The sequence below is a fragment of the Algibacter sp. L4_22 genome, from assembly GCF_023473045.1.
In the GTDB taxonomy this organism is placed as follows: Bacteria; Bacteroidota; Bacteroidia; order Flavobacteriales; family Flavobacteriaceae; genus Algibacter.
In genome coordinates, this window is sequence record NZ_JAMCOK010000005.1 from 311,651 (window position 1) to 329,441 (window position 17,791).

At 32.0% G+C, this 17,791-nt stretch carries 14 protein-coding genes, 2 tRNA genes and 1 pseudogene; 7 read left to right on the forward strand and 10 right to left on the reverse strand.

The genetic code is table 11. The annotated features are described in order from the left end of the window. Window positions 1–63: 63 nt before the first annotated feature. The 3 genes from M4I23_RS14750 (at window position 64) to hisS (ending at window position 3,137) form a co-directional block, all read left to right on the forward strand. Complete coding sequence (locus M4I23_RS14750; protein ID WP_158848725.1) at window positions 64–939, forward strand: glycerophosphodiester phosphodiesterase family protein; 876 nt, start codon at window positions 64–66, stop codon at window positions 937–939. A gap of 40 nt (window positions 940–979) precedes the next feature. Then, window positions 980–1,447, forward strand: coding sequence for a DUF6495 family protein (locus M4I23_RS14755; protein WP_158848727.1), 468 nt, complete (start codon window positions 980–982; stop codon window positions 1,445–1,447). A 73-nt stretch (window positions 1,448–1,520) separates the two neighbouring features. Then, window positions 1,521–3,137, forward strand: coding sequence for a histidine--tRNA ligase (hisS, locus tag M4I23_RS14760; RefSeq protein WP_249754927.1), 1,617 nt, complete (start codon window positions 1,521–1,523; stop codon window positions 3,135–3,137). Window positions 3,138–3,206: 69 nt separating this feature from the next. Here the strand turns inward: hisS and M4I23_RS14765 are convergent, their stop codons facing one another. The 4 genes from M4I23_RS14765 to M4I23_RS14780 form a co-directional block, all read right to left on the reverse strand. Next, window positions 3,207–5,882: a LamG-like jellyroll fold domain-containing protein gene (locus tag M4I23_RS14765; RefSeq protein WP_249754928.1), complete on the reverse strand. Its 2,676-nt coding sequence runs from the start codon at window positions 5,880–5,882 to the stop codon at window positions 3,207–3,209. A gap of 518 nt (window positions 5,883–6,400) precedes the next feature. Further along, window positions 6,401–7,444, reverse strand: a complete 1,044-nt coding sequence (locus tag M4I23_RS14770) for a UDP-glucose--hexose-1-phosphate uridylyltransferase (protein ID WP_249754929.1) — start codon at window positions 7,442–7,444, stop codon at window positions 6,401–6,403. A 23-nt stretch (window positions 7,445–7,467) separates the two neighbouring features. Further along, window positions 7,468–8,616 carry a galactokinase gene (gene galK, locus M4I23_RS14775; RefSeq protein ID WP_249754930.1) on the reverse strand — a complete coding sequence of 383 codons (1,149 nt, stop codon included), beginning with the start codon at window positions 8,614–8,616 and terminating at the stop codon, window positions 7,468–7,470. A gap of 17 nt (window positions 8,617–8,633) precedes the next feature. Continuing rightward, on the reverse strand, window positions 8,634–9,512 hold the full coding sequence (locus tag M4I23_RS14780; protein WP_249754931.1) for an aldose 1-epimerase: 879 nt from the start codon (window positions 9,510–9,512) through the stop codon (window positions 8,634–8,636). A gap of 163 nt (window positions 9,513–9,675) precedes the next feature. Here M4I23_RS14780 and M4I23_RS14785 point away from each other — a divergent pair. Further along, a pseudogene (locus M4I23_RS14785) lies at window positions 9,676–11,261 on the forward strand (solute:sodium symporter family transporter). Between the two features lie 143 nt (window positions 11,262–11,404). Here the strand turns inward: M4I23_RS14785 and M4I23_RS14790 are convergent. Continuing rightward, window positions 11,405–11,477: transfer RNA gene (locus M4I23_RS14790), tRNA-Lys, on the reverse strand. 152 nt (window positions 11,478–11,629) lie between these two features. Then, a tRNA-Lys gene (locus M4I23_RS14795) sits at window positions 11,630–11,702 on the reverse strand. 142 nt (window positions 11,703–11,844) lie between these two features. Between M4I23_RS14795 and M4I23_RS14800 the strand changes: the two genes are divergently transcribed. After that, on the forward strand, window positions 11,845–12,366 hold the full coding sequence (locus tag M4I23_RS14800) for a shikimate kinase (protein ID WP_158848739.1): 522 nt from the start codon (window positions 11,845–11,847) through the stop codon (window positions 12,364–12,366). On the opposite strand, the gene M4I23_RS14805 is transcribed toward M4I23_RS14800, so the two are convergent. Together M4I23_RS14805 and M4I23_RS14810 are read right to left on the reverse strand one after the other, a co-directional pair. After that, window positions 12,358–12,861: a phosphoribosyltransferase family protein gene (locus M4I23_RS14805; protein WP_249754932.1), complete on the reverse strand. Its 504-nt coding sequence runs from the start codon at window positions 12,859–12,861 to the stop codon at window positions 12,358–12,360. The genes M4I23_RS14800 and M4I23_RS14805 overlap by 9 nt on opposite strands. A gap of 115 nt (window positions 12,862–12,976) precedes the next feature. Further along, window positions 12,977–13,363 carry an RNA-binding S4 domain-containing protein gene (locus M4I23_RS14810; protein WP_158848743.1) on the reverse strand — a complete coding sequence of 129 codons (387 nt, stop codon included), beginning with the start codon at window positions 13,361–13,363 and terminating at the stop codon, window positions 12,977–12,979. Between the two features lie 89 nt (window positions 13,364–13,452). Between M4I23_RS14810 and M4I23_RS14815 the strand changes: the two genes are divergently transcribed. After that, the gene (locus tag M4I23_RS14815) at window positions 13,453–14,430 is read left to right on the forward strand and encodes an FKBP-type peptidyl-prolyl cis-trans isomerase (RefSeq protein WP_249754933.1); all 978 of its coding nucleotides are present in this window, start codon (window positions 13,453–13,455) and stop codon (window positions 14,428–14,430) included. Between the two features lie 39 nt (window positions 14,431–14,469). Here the strand turns inward: M4I23_RS14815 and M4I23_RS14820 are convergent, their stop codons facing one another. Then, window positions 14,470–14,724, reverse strand: coding sequence for a DUF1456 family protein (locus tag M4I23_RS14820; protein WP_042504819.1), 255 nt, complete (start codon window positions 14,722–14,724; stop codon window positions 14,470–14,472). A 525-nt stretch (window positions 14,725–15,249) separates the two neighbouring features. On the opposite strand from M4I23_RS14820, the gene M4I23_RS14825 reads away from it, so the two are divergent. Beyond that, window positions 15,250–15,663, forward strand: coding sequence for a TerB family tellurite resistance protein (locus M4I23_RS14825; protein ID WP_158848746.1), 414 nt, complete (start codon window positions 15,250–15,252; stop codon window positions 15,661–15,663). Window positions 15,664–15,763: 100 nt separating this feature from the next. Here the strand turns inward: M4I23_RS14825 and uvrB are convergent, their stop codons facing one another. Continuing rightward, window positions 15,764–17,767: an excinuclease ABC subunit UvrB gene (uvrB, locus tag M4I23_RS14830; protein ID WP_158848748.1), complete on the reverse strand. Its 2,004-nt coding sequence runs from the start codon at window positions 17,765–17,767 to the stop codon at window positions 15,764–15,766. Window positions 17,768–17,791: the final 24 nt, after the last annotated feature.

The window sequence follows — 17,791 nt, forward strand, 5'->3', positions numbered from 1 at the left end:
TAATAACATATATATTCTTAAATTTGCGCTCCTTAACTAAGGGGCGCTTTTTTTATGTATAAAATGAAATATATAGTAATACTTTGTCTTTTTTTAGCGAGTTTCTCGTGTAAAGAAAAGACTGAAAAACAAACAGAAACCAATAACAAGTCGGTATTAGTAAGTCGGTTTGCTTATCAATCTAATAAAGCACCAATTATAAGTGTGCACAGAGGTGGAAAGTCTATAGAGAACTATCCCGAAAACTGTTTAGAAACCTTAAAATACATAAACGATAGTATTCCTGCTGTTTATGAAATTGATATCGCTAAAACTAAAGACAATGTACTAGTTTTAATGCACGATAATAGCTTAGGTAGAACATCTACAGGCGAAGGTGATATTACAAATTATACCTATCAAGAATTATTACAGTATAATTTGGAAGATGATTTTGGTAACGAAACTACTTTTAAAATTCCGTTGTTTAAAGATGTGCTCCTTTGGGCGAAATCAAATAATGTGATATTAACTATTGATATAAAAAAGAGTGTTTCTGTAACACAAGTTGTAGCCTTAGTTGAAGAAACTGGAGCAGAAGATATTTCGGTTATTATTACTTATGATATGAAACAAGCTAGTGCGGCCTATAAAGCGTCGACAGATTTGTTGTTATCAGTTTCGGCTAGAAATGAAGAGGAACTAGATTGGTTGTTACATTCCGAAATTCCAACGGAAAACATGATTGCTTTTACAGGTACACGATTGTCATCGGAAGCATTTTATAAAAAATTACACGATTTAGGAATAACCTGTATGCTAGGAACTTTAGGAAACTTAGATAAGCAAGCGCAAGCCAAAGGTGACCATCTTTATCAAAAATGGGTAGATATGGGTGTTGATGTTATTGCAACAGACAGACCATTTGCGGCCGCAGCAAGTTTAAATATTACAAAATAAAACATATAATTCTCCTTGATTCGGGAATAAAAAGATTTTCATGAAATATTCAAGATTAACAAAAGAACAGTTTGAAGAATTACACCAAGAGTTTATAAACTTTTTGGCAACGCAATCGGTTACTGCCGATGAGTGGACCAACCTAAAAGAAAATAAACCCGATTTAGCAGAAATTGAACTCGATGTGTTTAGCGATTTAATCTGGGAAGGCGCATTAAACAAAGCGGAATATCTTGAGCATTTTGCACCACAACACATGTATTTATTTTATTTAAAAGAAAAAGAAATGCATGCTATTGTAGTTAACGTGAAAAATGATGTTGATATAACTACACAAGAAGGTTATGATTGGCTTCGTGAAAATTTAATGGACGAAAATGTCGAGTTTTTACAAGCAGATAAAGCATACTCCGATGATAAAAACTTAGATAAGTTTAAAATGATTGAGCAAGGTGCTTCTATTACTAAAGGTGAATTGTATCAGTATTTTTATAAGTTGATTAATTAATATTTTCAATTAAATTTTATTTTAGTTGAAGAAATAAATAATAAAAAACAATCCTGTTATAGGTAAATTAAATATGGCTCAAAAACCAAGCATACCAAAAGGAACAAGAGATTTTAATCCAGAACAAGTAGCAAAACGAAACTATATTTTTAATAGTATTCGTGGTGCTTTTGAAACCTTCGGATTTCAACCTATAGAAACGCCAAGTTTTGAAAACTCTGATACCTTAATGGGAAAATACGGAGAAGAAGGTGATCGTTTGATTTTTAAGATTTTGAATTCAGGTGATTTTTATAAATCATTAACAATGGATGACGCTGTTACACTCTATGGTTTAGAAAAGTTTTATAACCTTCTAAATAAGGCATTGAATTGTGATAATGGAAGCTTTGAAAGTAGTATTGATCATGAACTGAAAAGTGTTTATGAAAATGCCGAATATTATGAACAAATTAAAAAGTATATTTTAAATATAAAAGAAATTGATTTTTCGACATTATCTCCTTTAGATGATGGTTTTAAGAATAGAAGTCGAAAGATAATCTTATTGAGATGTGCTCGACTATTTATTTTAGACTCAAAAACTCACATATCAAAAATCTCCGAAAAAGCATTACGCTACGATTTAACCGTGCCTTTTGCTAGATATGTGGTACAACATCAAAACGAGATTGAATTCCCTTTTAAGCGTTATCAAATACAGCCTGTTTGGCGTGCAGATAGACCTCAGAAAGGTCGTTTTAGAGAGTTTTTTCAGTGCGATGCCGATGTTGTTGGTTCTAAATCACTTTGGCAAGAAGTGGAGTTTATTCAACTTTACGACACCGTTTTTTCAGCATTAAAACTAGAAGGCGTTACTATTAAAATTAATAACCGAAAAATACTTTCAGGTATTGCAGAAGTTATTGGAGCTAGCGATAAATTAATCGATTTTACAGTAGCTTTAGATAAGCTTGATAAAATAGGCGAGGAGAAGGTAAAAGAAGAAATGCGTTCTAAAGGAATTTCAGAAGAAGGTATTACAAAACTTCAACCGTTATTCACCCTTTCAGGTGATTTTGAATCTCAAATTGAAAGTTTAAAATCAATCTTAAACACTTCCGAAGAAGGAAAAAAAGGTATTGAAGAATTGGCTTTTATTAATGAAGCTATTTCAGAATTAGGTTTAAAAACAGCAACTTTACAACTTGATGTTACTTTAGCAAGAGGTTTAAATTATTACACAGGTGCTATTTTTGAAGTGGCTGCGCCAAAAACCGTGAGCATGGGCTCTATTGGTGGTGGTGGCCGTTACGACGATTTAACCGGTATTTTTGGGATGAAAGATGTTAGTGGCGTGGGTATTAGTTTTGGATTAGATCGCATTTATTTAGTACTTGAAGAGTTAGGTCTTTTCCCAGAAACGGTATCAAAAAATATAGAGGTTTTATTTATCAATTTTGGAGATAAAGAGGCGCTGTTTAGTTTAAAAGCTATTAAAACCTTAAGAGCAGAGGGTGTTAATGCCGAGCTTTACCCTGATGCAGCTAAAATGAAAAAACAAATGAATCACGCTAATAAACGAGCTATTCCATTTGTTGTTTTAGTAGGCGATGAGGAAATGGAATCTAATACATATACGTTAAAGAACATGGTTTCTGGCGAACAAGACAAAGTGACTTTGGAAACTTTAATTTCTAAAATTAAATAGTTTCCAAAGCCACTCTGGTTTAATTATTATAAAACAATATTGAAAGAACAATGGTGTTAATAAGGTATCTTATTGCACCATTATTTTTTTAGAGATTTTTCCAAGTTCGGTATTCACGCTAAGAATATATATTCCAGATTTTAATTGTTGGGTTTTATATTCTAAATGGTTATTACTAGTTTCTGTTTTAATTTCAACAATATTTTGACCTAATACATTGTATAATTCTACAGTTTCAATATGTTGTGATTTTGGGTTTTCAACAATAATTTTGTTTTCTGTATTAGTGTATGATATTGCAACGTTGTCGTTGTTAAAATCATTTGTAGCTAACGTAACTTGTTCCGAGAAAGTGATTTCAAATCGGTTTAAATATTCGCCTGCAGCTAGGGAAATATTGTAATCGCCTTCTTTTAAATTATGACTAATATTTAATTCTTTATCGTAAAGATAGATGTTTAGGCCTTCAGGGAAGTTTTCTAATTTATCTATGCTAATTGTATTTACTCCAGCAGTTTTTGTATGAATGCCTAACGGAATTTTGGTAGCTTCATCTATCATATCAATAGCTTGAATACCAAATTTGTCATCACCAATTAACCAATACATATCATCTGATAGTTGATCGATATCTTGGGCATCAAATCCCGAATCGTAACCTGAAGTAGCATGCTCATCTGCCGTTACTAAAAGTTGTCTGTGAATTTGGTTTACAGAGTTAAAACCAATTCTAAGTTTTGGTCTTGTATCATCTTCTGCAGCTATTTTAGTATGTGATGATTTAGCAGATGTATTGTCTGAATTGTTTTCTATATGAAATGCACGTTGTCCATTATTAAAATTTATCTCGCCCGTAGTTTCCGCCATCATAAAGAAAGCTTGACCAACTGGAATATATTGTTTAGGCGTTTTTAAACTTAAAACGTCTTCTGTTGTTTCAAGATTGTTATCACCTACCCATACTGCTGGAATACCACCAGCAAGCGAATATGTTGCGTATCCACCTTGGAATTCACCAGAACTATGTGTGCCTCCACTGTAATGTTCTTTAAAGTAAATAATACCTGTTGTAACTCCAGAATTAGATTCACTATTATCCAATATAAATTGTTGTGCATCAATAGGAGAAGGATATGGGTTACCAACTAAATATTCGTTTCCGGCATAAACTGGAATATTTATATCACCATTATTTGGTTTGCCTTCAATTTTATAATCTTGTAATGTTTTTTCGATTCCAGTTCCTGTCCCTTTCATGGTAAAGCCTTCGCCTGCTTTTAGAGTTCCTGTGCATCTTACATGTTGCCAAATTGGAGTATCGTAGTTTATTAAGTTGCAATATTTCCAAATCCAGTAATCAGCAATAGATGTTTCTGTTCCGTTATATCCTGATCTTAAAAAACTAACATTTTTAATTATATCTGTTAATTTATAATTGTTGTTGTTTGTTAAGTTATTAGTTTGCCCAACAGGAGACGACCAGTAATTATAGGTGTAAATATCATCTTCAAGTTGTTTGTTTTGCAATATTTTACCTTGGCTAGATGGGGCTAGGGTACTTTGTAAACCTTGTACTAATTGAGATTTTCCTTGTAGGTCTATTATGCCGTTTAAATTTAAATACCAACTAATATTTAATTCAGAGTTATTTCTAACAGTATAAGTAATAGGGTTTAAGTTAGCATCTTTATTATCTATAATTAAGCCCAAATGCTTTTGAGAATTAGCGTAAAACACATCGTTGTGTTTAATGTTTACAATAGACCAATCGAAAGTTAAAGCATCTGCACCAGAAATACCTTTGTTAAGGTTGTTTATAGCAGTTTCTAAAGAGCCAGATTGAGTTGTTATAAATGGTAACGGCGCCGATTGTTCGTTAATTATTTCAATATTATGAATTTGTGCGTGTGCAGTATTATCGTTTATGGTTTTAGCAGAATCGAAAAGCATATTGTCTTCAATAATATCCATACGGTAATATCTTTTCAAGTTTTCCCATTGCAAAGGAGTTGATGTGTTTGTTACAGCATCAAAATCGGTAATGTTTTTTGGTAAAGCACTACCTTTCACAATACCGTTATTGTCTTCTATTTCTTGGTAAATCATTTTCTGAAGTTCATCAGAGGAAAGCGCTTTATTAAATAAACGAAATTCATCTAGAGCACCATGAAAATAATTACTGCTATTATCAGGATATTTACCGATAGTAAAACTTGAAGTATCACGTTTTATACTAGTAGAAGCCGTTAATCTCGATGCTTCCACTTGTCCGTTAATATATAAATTAAAGGAATTTGGCTTGTGTGTGATAGTAATATGATACCATTGATTAGGATTTAAAAGTGTTTTACTTGTTAGGGTTTTTGAATTAGCGAAAGCAGAAACGCTTTTATTGGCATTAAGTTGAAGATAAAATATTCTTTGACCAGCAATGATTTGAATACCTGTTGATGCATTGTCAATTTTAACCCAAGTCATTAAAGATACTTCTTCCCATGAGTTTATTACGGCAGGTTCTGAGGCATAATCATCTAGGCCATCAAAATAGAGTTCAAATTTTCCATTTAGGTTAATGGATGGATTGACAGTTGTTAAATTATTTTCGGAAGCAGTATTCGAAATATTTTTAGCAATGCTGTTTGTTAAACAAAATGCATTTAAGTTTTCTGGTAACGCGACTGCATATATTGCTATTAGAATAATAGTGTATTTTTTTAACCAGCTTGATTTGAATGTCGTTTTCATAAGTAGAGCATTTTTATCGCTATTAAATCCTTAGGGAGATTATTTTGGAGTTAATTAAGGTAACTCGGTTTAGCTTTTTATCAGGGTTTGGGGTCAATATTTTGGAACTATATACGCTTTAGAAAAGCGATAACTAAGTTTAATAAAACGTTAGTTTTTTTTATTAGTTCTTATGTTTTAAATTTCTGAGCCATATTATATATGTTTTTTACTATGTGTTGCATTTTTCTTACTTCAAACATAGTTAATATTCTATTTATGACGTTTAAATGTCGAAATAATCGATGAAATACATTTCGTTTAAAAAAATATAACCGTTGAAATACTCTTTTTGTCGTTAAAGTGTTTTTGTGTTGAAAAAATATGTGTTTTTAACTACACAAATAATTACAATATTTTGGAGGAGTAAAGCTTGAAAAAAGGAGTTGTTAATAATTTATGTAAGGGAAAGATAGTGGTGAGTTTAAAACCACTTTATGTTATAAAAAAAGCCTTTACAATTTTGTATTGTAAAGGCTCTATCTGGAAGATTTTGAATTTATTTTTAGTAAATCACGAAGCATTTTTACGGCGCTTTCTGCTGTAATATCACGTTGCGGTGAGCCAAACATCTCGTAACCCACCATGAATTTTTTAACGGTTGCACTGCGTAATAATGGCGGATAGAAACTCATATGCCAATGCCAGTGATCATTTGCTTCTCCATCTGTAGGAGATTGATGAATACCACTAGAATATGGGAATGAGGTATTAAACAACTTATCGTAAGCTTTGGTTATTACAGAAATAGCTTCAGCATAAAGCAAAGTTTCGTCTCCTGATAATTCTGAAATATTTCTTTGATGTTTTTTAGGAACAATCATAGCTTCGAAAGGCCATACAGCCCAAAACGGAATCAATACAACAAACCCATCGTTTTCAAAAATAATACGTTCTTGCTTTTCTAATTCTTGTGTTAAATAATCGCCTAAAAGGCTGTTTTTATTATTGTTAAAGTAATTTAGTTGCTGTGTGTTTTTCTTATCAACTTCGTTTGGCAGCGTAGTTTGACTCCAAATTTGACCATGTGGATGTGGGTTACTACAGCCCATTACAGCGCCTTTATTTTCAAAAATTTGAACGTAATTTATTAAATCAATTGCAGCGAGCTCATTGTATTCGCGTTGCCAAGCTAAAACCACTTTCTCAATTTCACTAGGCGTCATATCTGCTAAACTCTTTGAGTGATCTGGGCTAAAGCACATAACTTTACATATACCTTGCTCGCTTTGTGCTTTTAACAAACCATCTTCCACTTTAAAAGCTTTAGAGTCGGTTTGCAACGCGGCAAAATCGTTTGTAAAGACAAAAACATCATCGTATTTCGGATTTATTTCACCATTTATTCTTTTATTTCCTGCACACAAATAACAGTTTTCATCGTATGATGGACGCACTTCGTTATTTACGGTTTCGTTTTGCCCTTGCCAAGGGCGTTTAGCACGATGAGGAGAAACTAAAACCCATTCTCCTGTTAAAATATTATAACGTTTATGCGAAAAATCTTGTAAATCATTGGTCATTTTAATGTCTGTTAAATTTCAAATTATTTTATAAGATGTGTGCCATCTGAAAGTTCTACAGTATAGATAGAACAGTCTTTATCGAACTCATTTTTATAGGCTTTTGCTACCGAAGTTTTAAAACCTTCAACGGCATCTTTTGCTATTAAATTAATAGTGCAGCCACCAAAGCCACCACCCATCATACGTGCACCTAAAATATCTTTATTTTCTTTGGCTCTTTCAACTAGAAAATCTAATTCAACACAACTTACTTTATATTGGTGTTGTAAACCATCGTGCGAGCCATAAATTAATTTTCCTAATGTTTCTAAATCGCCATTTTGCATTGCTACAGAAGCATTTTCGGCGCGTTTATTTTCTTGAATTACAAACAATGCTTTTTGATAGTTTACTGGTGTTACTTTATCTTTTACTTTTTGTAAATCGATTTCAGTGGCATCTCTTAAAGCTTTTATGTTTAACATTTTAGAAATACTTTCACATACCGATCGTCTATCATTATAAGCACTATCAGACAAGCTATGCTTCACGTTTGTGTTAATTAACATCAGTTCATGATTTTTAAAATTAATTTCAAAAGGTTTAGCTTCTATCGAACGGCAATCTAAAAGTAAGGCATGGTTTTTAATACCGAACATACTCGCGTATTGATCCATAATACCGCAATTAACGCCCACATAATTATGTTCTGCTTTTTGCGAAATAAAAATCATTTCAGTTTTGGTTAATCCCAAATTAAAAAGTTCATTTAAACCAAAAACTACGCTATTTTCTAAAGCAGCAGAAGATGACATACCTGAACCTGAAGGGATATCACCACCAAAAACCATATTAAAATTTTCTATAGTTTTCCCCGATTTCTGAATTTCAGCAATAACACCTAATACATAATTCCCCCAACTTTCTTTATCCATAGGAGCAATTGAGTCGATTGAAAACTCAATAGTATCATTAAAATCTGAAGCACAAACTGTTGATGTATTACTTGAGTTTTTACCTATAGCAGCAATAATACCTTTGTTTACGGCGGCAGGAAACACAAAGCCGTCGTTATAATCGGTGTGTTCGCCAATGATATTTATTCTACCAGGTGAAAAAATCATTAGAGGTTCTTGATTAAATTTATCAAGAAAATCTTGTTTAATGTTATTTACTAAAGTGGTGTTCATAATTTAGTGGTATTATGTTAGTTTAGTTTAAGGTTCCAGTTTAACTGATATGTTTCTTTTGGGTTTAAAGTTTTTAATCCTATTTTATTATTAAAACTATCTGATACGCCTGTTGTTGGTTCTATGGCGATTACATTGGCTAGAGGAGGTGTGTAGGCTTGCAGAAAGCTATCTTTTTCAGTTGAATTAATAACTAAGTTGTACTTAGGCGTTGTGAAAACAACTTTAGTTTTATCTAATTGCCAGCAATCATCAAGTTGTTTATCTTTTATTTTAATTTCAGAATTATCAGGGTTGCTTATCGTTCCGGTAGTTATCATACGTTTGCTAAAAGCCATTTTTTTAGAACTTTCAAAAGCTAGTGAGCTTTCATGCAAATTGTTGCTTAAAAAATAAGGATGCCAACCTAGCGTAAAAGGAAACGACTTAGCATCGGTATTGATAACGGTAACATTTAAATCTAATGAGGTTTCTGTCAATATGTATTCTAATTGAATTGAATAGGTGAATGGAAAGCCATCGGATTTTTTATCTTCCTTATATAATAGTTTTACAGATGCGCTATCCTTAGTTGAATCTTCATCTATGATTTTAAAAGTTTTATTGAAAACTAAACCGTGTAGTGCGTTATTATTTGGAACTTCATTAATTGGAAACTTATAATTTTTATCTTCATAAGAATAAACACCATCTTTTATTCTGTTCGCAAAAGGAAAAAGAACGGAAGAGGCATAGGTGTTTTTATATTCTAAAGGGCTTAGGTCTTTTATTAAAGTGTTCCCAGAAAGGATTAATTTTTGTAGACTAGCGCCATCATTTATACGGATTTCAGCAAAAACTGTTTTTTCAGAATTCAGTATTTCAATAGTGGTTTTGGTGTGGTTTATTGTGTACAAAATGTTTAGTTTTTTATAAAATTGTTTTACAAATATACGAATTAGACCTTTAAACACAAGGGTTTTTGTTTAAATAAATGTATTTTTTACAAATAATAATAGTTTCTGTATTTATTTTAAATATATTTGGATTTTAAAACAAACTAAACCAAATAAAAGTATGATGCAAATTCTATCATTTTTAGGCTTTACAGTCTTGGTTGCTATTATATCCTATTTAGCAACACGAAAAACAAACGAAGATTCTTCCGAGGGATATTTTCTAGGAGGAAGAAGTTTAACCGGTGTTGTTATTGCTGGGTCTTTATTACTAACTAATCTTTCTACAGAGCAAATAGTTGGTTTAAATGGATCGGCATATAAGTAAGGTATTTTAGTTATGGCCTGGGAAACCTTAGCCGCTATTGCAATGGTGATAACGGCAGTATTTTTATTACCAAGATATTTAAAAGGAGGAATAACAACAGTACCACAGTTTTTAGAAAAGCGTTATGATAAAATAACAAAGACCATAACCTCAGGTTTATTTTTAAGCGGTTATGTTGTGGTATTATTGCCAATTGTGCTTTATTCTGGAGCCTTAGCAATTAATTCTATGTTTAATGTACCAGATATGTTGGGTGTTTCTAAAACAACAGCACTTTGGATAACCGTTTGGGGCATTGGTATTATTGGTTCTATTTATGCCATATTTGGCGGGTTAAAAGCAGTTGCTGTTTCTGATACTATAAATGCTGTGGGTTTATTAATAGGAGGACTGTTAATTCCGTTTTTTGGATTATTAGCTATTGGAGAAGGTAGTGTAGGTGATGGGATTTCTACATTAATGGAAACACATCCTGAGAAATTCAAATCTTTAGGAGGTCCAGAATCGGCTATACCATTCGGTACCATTTTTACAGGAATGATGTTGGTGTAATTGTTTTATTGGGGAACCAACCAAGCTATTATTCAACGAGCTTTAGGTGCCAAAAATTTAAAAGAAGGTCAAAAGGACTATTATTAGCTTCAGGAATTAAAATACTAAGGCCTTTAATTGTTGTGTTACCAGGTATTATTGCTTTTCATATGTTTGGCGGTAACTTAGAGAATCCAGATGAAGCTTATCCAAGACTAGTAACAGAAGTATTACCTGCAGGATTAGTTGGCTTCTTTGCTGCTGTTTTATTTGGTGCTATTTTAAGTTCTTTTAATTCGGCATTAAATAGTTCGGTAACTTTATTCGGGATCGATATTTATAAATCTCACCTTAATAAGGAAGCTACCGAAAAGCAAACTGTATTTGCAGGAAAATCGTTTGGAATAGTACTTGCTATTTTATCTATGTGTATTGCGCCATTAATAGCTAATGCTCCCGACGGGTTATTTGGTTATTTACAAGAAGTAAATGGCTGTTACAGTATTCCTATTTTAACGATAATTGTTGTTGGCTATTTAACTAAATATGTACCAGCAATAGCCGCAAAAGTGGCAATAATATCTGGTGTTGTGTTATATAGTTTAAGTCAATTTGTGATAAAACCGTTTGTTGTAGGTGTCGATAATTATCCCCACTTTTTGCACGTCATGGCTATTTTGTTTGTGCTAAACGTTATTATTATGTTAGTGATAGGTAAGCTAAGCCCACGAAAAGAACCTTTTGTTTTGAAGTTTACTAAGCAAGTCGATATTACACCTTGGAAACATTTAAAATCTGTAGGTATTGTTATCTGTATTATAGTGATTGGTATTTACGTGTATTTCTCGTAGAAAAAATATTCTAGTATAAAGGCGTTCATTTTTAATGGACGTTTTTTTGACTTGATCCCCTTAATCTGTATGTGTAATAGAAATTCTTGAAATCTATAAAAAGCAAAAAACCTTTAAATCAATTGATTTAAAGGTTTTTTTTGTGACCGGGCTGGGGCTCGAACCCAGGACCCTCTCCTTAAAAGGGAGATGCTCTACCAACTGAGCTACCAGGTCATTATTTCAAAATAAATGCTAACAGTAATTGTTAGCGGGTGCAAATATAACATCTTTAATTAAAAAAACAATTAAATTTAGAATTAAACTTAAGTTTTTATTAATAAAGTCTAATAAAAAAACCTACAAATCTTTCAATTTATAGGTTTTTGTGACCGGGCTGGGGCTCGAACCCAGGACCCTCTCCTTAAAAGGGAGATGCTCTACCAACTGAGCTACCAGGTCATTATTTCAAAGTTGTTAACATTGCTGTTAGCGGGTGCAAATATAAAACCTTTCTTTAATAAAACAACACTTTTTTTAAATAAATTTCGTTTTTTTGCATCTGTAAATCGTATGTTTTTAAAAATCAATTCTTAACAAAAAAATGATAATAATTTTAATGGGGTATATGGCTTCCGGAAAGTCAACAATAGGAAAGAGATTAGCAAAAAAACTAAATTATGAATTTATTGATTTAGATGATTTAATTGAATCTAAAGAAAACGCATCAGTTTCAGAGGTATTTAAATCTAAAGGCGAAATCTATTTCAGAAAACAAGAGGCGCTTTATTTACGTGAGCAACTTCAAACTAAAGAAAATATTATTTTATCTGTTGGTGGAGGTACACCTTGCTACAGTAATAATATGGATGCAATTTTAAATGAGGTTAACGCAAAAAGTGTTTATTTAAAGGCCTCAATCCCTACGTTAATTGAAAAATTAATGAATAAAAAGGCAACACGTCCGTTAATTGCACATATCGAAACAGAGGAGGATATGGCTGAATTTATCGGTAAACATTTATTTGAGCGTGCTTATTATTATAATCAAGCCAATATTAAAGTGGCTATTGATAATAAATCTAAAAAAGAGGTTACAGAAGAAGTTTTCGATACCTTATTCTAAAACAGCTTCAAAGTTTTTACCTTCTAAAATAACATTAACGTGTTCATGTAACGAGGTCGAAAGCGAAATACCTTTATAATCTGCCTTTACAGGGTATTTTTTATGGTTTCTGTTTACTAAAACAGCCGTTTTAAATTGCTTTAAAGGCACATTTAAAAAGTGTTTAACGCCATAAATTAATGTGGTTCCGGAGTTTAAAACATCATCTACTAATACAATAGATTTGTTTTTGTAATCTTCGGGGTCCATAGACGTTTTAATCTCCTGCCACGGATTTTTTTTATCGATACTCACTTTACATAGTGAAACATTAATATCAGAAATTTTTTGAAGGACCAATTTTAATTTCTTTGCTAAAATATAGCCATTACTGTCTATGCCAGCTAAAATAACCTCGGTTTCGTCCATATTGCTTTCATATATTTGAAAAGCGATACGACGTATTTTATGGTTAATTTCTGTATGGTTTAAAATAATGTTACTTGAGGCAGTCATATTCGGCTAACTTTTTAAAGTATAAAATTAAGTTTTTTATTTGTTTTGGAGCTGTTATTGGTTATTAAAGTTGATTCTAGAATAGATTATTCTAAACTTTAAAATAGAAAAGACGTTATTCCTCTTCATCAAAAGCAGTATCTTCATTATAACCATCAATATCACGGCGGTCTTTTTTAGTAGGACGACCAACACCTTTTTTACGATAATAATCTTTTGAGTATTTTAAAAGCTCCTGCGCTTCAAACTGTTCCTTAGGCGTTGTATCCGTTCTATATAAATCTACAAGTTTGGCTCCAACACGGCTTGGAGGAATATCGTTAACCTTTAATTGGTAATTTATTTGGTTTTTCCGCAGTTCAACAATATCCTGTGGATATACTTCTCTACTAGGCTTCACTGAGGCTTTATTAATTTTAACTTGCCCCTTTTTACATGCTGTTGTAGCTAGGGTTCTTGTTTTATAATATCTAATACACCACAAATATTTATCAATCCGCATATAATTATTGTAAAAACTTCGTTAATGTTGTTGTACAAGATTAAATATTCTTGAATAAAGTGTATCTTGCGCGTCAAAAATACGCAATAATGAGTTTAAGAAAAATAAGTTTTTTAATATTAAGTTTAGTTTTAGTTTTTTCGGCCTGTAAGAAGGATGACGACGCTGATGACGTGGTTGTTGTTGAAGAAAATGATAGAACAGAACAGCAAGTTGAAGATAATGAAGCTTTACTTACGTATTTAGAAAGTCATTACTTTAATGCAAGTGATTTTCAAGGAGAAGATGTAAACCCAAATATTGGTGATTTAGAATTAACAGAATTATTAGATGGTGAGACTTTACCAGAAGGTAGCATTTTGTTAAGTTCTTTATTGAATAATGCCGATGCAGATTTTGTACTAGATGCGAAAGAAGTGGTTTATGCAGAAACTGATTATATTGTATATATTTTACATTTAAATGATGGTGGTGGCGATGAATCTCCTAACTTTTGTGATGATGTGAGAGTGAGATATGAAGGATCTGGACTTGATGGTACTGTTTTCGATAGCGCTGTTAACCCTGTGAATTTAGATTTAATAGATTTAATTCCGGCTTGGAGAAAAGTTTTAACCGACTTTAATTCAGCTGAAACTATTGCAGATGCAGCAGATGGCACTGTAGCTTACTCTAACCATGGAGCGGGCGTTATGTTTCTTCCTTCAGGACTTGGTTATTTTTCTTCTAGTTTAACAGATATTTCAGCTTACTCACCTTTAATTTTTAAATTCGATTTATTGCAGACTACTGTAAACGATCATGATTTTGATGGTGTACCATCTTATCTTGAAGATTTAAATGGTGATGGTGAATTTATAGTTAATTATGATGATTTAGAAGATACTACAGACGATGATACTGATGGTGATGGAACACCTGATTATGCAGATACAGATGATGATAATGATGGTGTTTTCTCTATATATGAAGATATAGATGAAGATGGTAACCCAGGAAATGATATTGGTGCTAATGGCATTGCAAAATATCTAGATATTACAGAAACAGAATCTAATCAAGATTAATTAGATTTTTAATTCATAAAAAAAAGGAGTAGCTAATCGCTACTCCTTTTTTTGTGGTTTCTTTTCTCCTTTTTTAGGCATTGGGCCGCGTAAATGAATTACTAATCCGTTAAGGAAATTACGTAAAACTTGATCGCCACATTCCATGTATTTTGGATGATCATCACGTCTAAAAAAGGCTCCTAGTTCACTTTTAGAAATTCTGAAATCTACAAGTTCCAAAATTTTTACAATTTCATCATCACGAAGCTTTAGAGCCACGCGTAACTTTTTTAAAATATCATTATTTGTCATATTTTCAATAGCAATTGCTGTTTTTATAAATTGAAATAGGCTTTAAATCGTCCTTTTGTCGATAATCGTAAAATTAAGATATTAAAACTTAAGTTAACTTAATATTTTAAATAGAATTTTTGTTAGTGTTTCTTACTTAATTTACAAAAAAGGCTGTTTTAAAGAGGAATTCAACCAAAAGGGTGCATTTCATCGATTCTGATTTTATAAATAATGTAACCTGATGTTTTTTAATTTATTAATAAATAATTTTTATAATAATTTGAAATATTGATAGTTGGCGTTATATGTATAGCGGTTAACACTTATTCTATAAGGTGTTTCGAAAGCTTCTTGAAATTTTTGTTAATAAGGCTTTAAAAGATAAAATGCGATTTTATTAGATGAAATTTTTTAAAATATTGATGAAATAAATAAAAATCACGATAAAATACCTATGTCTTTTCGATAAGTTACATTATATCCCCGATTAGTTTTTAATCATTCTGTGTAAATTTAGGGTATAACCCTCAATAACAGTTTAAAATGATTAATCGAGCCCAGAAATTGCATCTCCTCTCCGAAATGATTGCTTTTGCAAAGTATGATAAAGATATAAAAAGAATTGAATATAATTTTTTGCTAGGTGTTGCCAAACAATTAGAAATAGCACGCGAAGATTTTGAATATTTAGTAGAAAATCCTATTGATTACACACATTTAAAATCTCATAGCGAGCGTATCGTACAATTTCATAGACTCGTATTATTAATGAATATAGAGCAAGTGCATTGTGATGGTAATAATTCAGCAAGCGTAATCAAATTATATAATTTTGGATTACGAATGGGTTTAAGTCATGAAGCTATCACTAAGGTACTTTATTTAATGGAAAGCTTTCCTAATAAAATAGTACCACCAGATGTGTTAATCGATGTATTTAAAACACAATACAATTAGTCATAATTATAATCCTATTATTTAAGATTTCCAGCTAAGGAAAAGCTATTAAGTGTTAATTTTAGTTGAAAAAGTATGGGATTAAGGAAAAGCTAAAGATTTAACCCTTTAGCTTTTCTAGTTTGTCTTGCGAAGCTTTAATTTCATCACGTAATTTAGCCGCAACTAAAAAATCTAAGGCTTTTGCGGCTTCTTCCATAAGTTTCCGTTTCTCTCTTATTTTCTTTTCTAATTCACCTTTGGTTAAATATTCGCTTTCTGGCTCAGCTGCTCTTGCGGCTTCTAACTCATAACTGTATGTGCTTACAGAGTTTTTAGTTAACATATTATCCAAACTCTTATTGAGTGCCGTTGGCGTTATGTTGTGCTTGGTATTGTAAGCTATTTGTTTTTCACGACGGTAATCGGTTTCATCCATCGTTTTTTGCATGCTTTTAGTAATTTTATCGGCATACATTATAGCTTTTCCGTTAAGGTTTCTCGCTGCTCTACCAACAGTTTGGGTTAATGATCTAGCAGAGCGTAGAAAACCTTCTTTATCGGCGTCTAAAATAGCTACAAGCGATACTTCAGGTAAATCTAAACCTTCACGAAGTAAATTTACACCAACTAAAACATCAAATAAACCTTTACGTAAATCCTGCATAATTTCCACACGTTCCAAAGTGTCTACATCACTATGTATATAACGACAACGAATTTGAATGCGGTCTAAATACTTGGTTAACTCTTCCGCCATACGTTTGGTAAGCGTGGTTACTAGAGTACGCTCGTCTTTCTCTACCCGTATTTGTATTTCTTCAATTAAATCATCAATTTGATTTAAACTTGGTCTAATTTCAATAATTGGGTCTAATAATCCTGTTGGACGAATAACTTGCTCCACATAAACACCATCGGTTTTTTGTAATTCGTAATCGGCTGGTGTGGCACTTACATAAATTACTTGGTTTTGAATGGCTTCAAACTCTTCAAATTTTAAAGGTCTGTTATCCATTGCAGCAGGTAGTCTAAAACCGTATTCTACTAAATTTTCTTTTCGACTTCTATCGCCTCCGTACATGGCATGTACTTGAGAAATGGTTACGTGACTTTCATCTACAACCATTAAATAATCGTCCGGAAAATAATCTAGCAAACAGAAAGGTCTAGTTCCTGGAAGTCTACGGTCTAAATACCGTGAATAGTTCTCAATACCTGAGCAATAGCCTAATTCTCGAATCATTTCTAAATCGAATTCAGTACGTTCTTTAAGGCGTTTGGCTTCTAAATGTTTACCTATTTCTTTAAAATAATCGTATTGTTTTACTAAATCGTCCTGAATATCTGTAATGGCACTCTGTAAAACATCTTGAGATGTTACAAACATATTTGCTGGATAAATTGTGATTTGCTCGTATTTTTCAACAATTTCATTAGTTTGTATATTAAAAGATTCAATTTCTTCAATTTCGTCTCCAAAAAAGTGAATTCTAAAAGCATCATCAGCATAACTAGGAAAAATATCTACCGTGTCACCTTTTATTCTGAAATTACCATGTTTAAAATCTGCTTCTGTTCTAGAATATAAACTTTGCACTAAAGTATGGAGTAGTTTTGTGCGCGAAATTTCTTGATCTTGTTTTAATGAAATAACGTTTTTCTGAAACTCTACAGGATTTCCAATACCATAAATACAAGATACAGATGCTATAACAATTACATCACGACGACCAGAAAGTAGAGCAGAAGTGGCGCTTAAACGCATTTTCTCTATTTCTTCATTTATAGATAAATCTTTTTCAATATATACCCCAGAAACAGGAATATAGGCTTCGGGTTGATAATAATCATAATATGATACAAAATACTCTACCGCATTATTCGGGAAAAATTGCTTAAACTCTGAGTATAACTGAGCAGCTAAGGTTTTGTTATGTGCTAAAATTAGCGTTGGGCGTTGTACTTCTTCAATAACGTTAGCAACAGTAAAAGTTTTTCCAGACCCTGTAACACCTAATAAAGTTTGATATTTTTCATCTGCATTTAAACCTGCCGTTAGTTGTTTAATTGCGTTTGGTTGATCGCCAGTTGGCTTAAATTTTGATTCAATCTTAAACTTCATTTTACAAAATTAAGCAAAATAAAT

Coding starts and splice junctions, on each gene's coding strand:
- M4I23_RS14750 (WP_158848725.1), top strand. CDS start 64: ATGAAATATATAGTAATACTTTGTCTTTTTTTAGCGAGTTTCTCGTGT.
- M4I23_RS14755 (WP_158848727.1), top strand. CDS start 980: ATGAAATATTCAAGATTAACAAAAGAACAGTTTGAAGAATTACACCAA.
- hisS (WP_249754927.1), top strand. CDS start 1,521: ATGGCTCAAAAACCAAGCATACCAAAAGGAACAAGAGATTTTAATCCA.
- M4I23_RS14765 (WP_249754928.1), bottom strand. CDS start 5,882: ATGAAAACGACATTCAAATCAAGCTGGTTAAAAAAATACACTATTATT.
- M4I23_RS14770 (WP_249754929.1), bottom strand. CDS start 7,444: ATGACCAATGATTTACAAGATTTTTCGCATAAACGTTATAATATTTTA.
- galK (WP_249754930.1), bottom strand. CDS start 8,616: ATGAACACCACTTTAGTAAATAACATTAAACAAGATTTTCTTGATAAA.
- M4I23_RS14800 (WP_158848739.1), top strand. CDS start 11,845: ATGATAATAATTTTAATGGGGTATATGGCTTCCGGAAAGTCAACAATA.
- M4I23_RS14805 (WP_249754932.1), bottom strand. CDS start 12,861: ATGACTGCCTCAAGTAACATTATTTTAAACCATACAGAAATTAACCAT.
- M4I23_RS14810 (WP_158848743.1), bottom strand. CDS start 13,363: ATGCGGATTGATAAATATTTGTGGTGTATTAGATATTATAAAACAAGA.
- M4I23_RS14815 (WP_249754933.1), top strand. CDS start 13,453: ATGAGTTTAAGAAAAATAAGTTTTTTAATATTAAGTTTAGTTTTAGTT.
- M4I23_RS14820 (WP_042504819.1), bottom strand. CDS start 14,724: ATGACAAATAATGATATTTTAAAAAAGTTACGCGTGGCTCTAAAGCTT.
- M4I23_RS14825 (WP_158848746.1), top strand. CDS start 15,250: ATGATTAATCGAGCCCAGAAATTGCATCTCCTCTCCGAAATGATTGCT.
- uvrB (WP_158848748.1), bottom strand. CDS start 17,767: ATGAAGTTTAAGATTGAATCAAAATTTAAGCCAACTGGCGATCAACCA.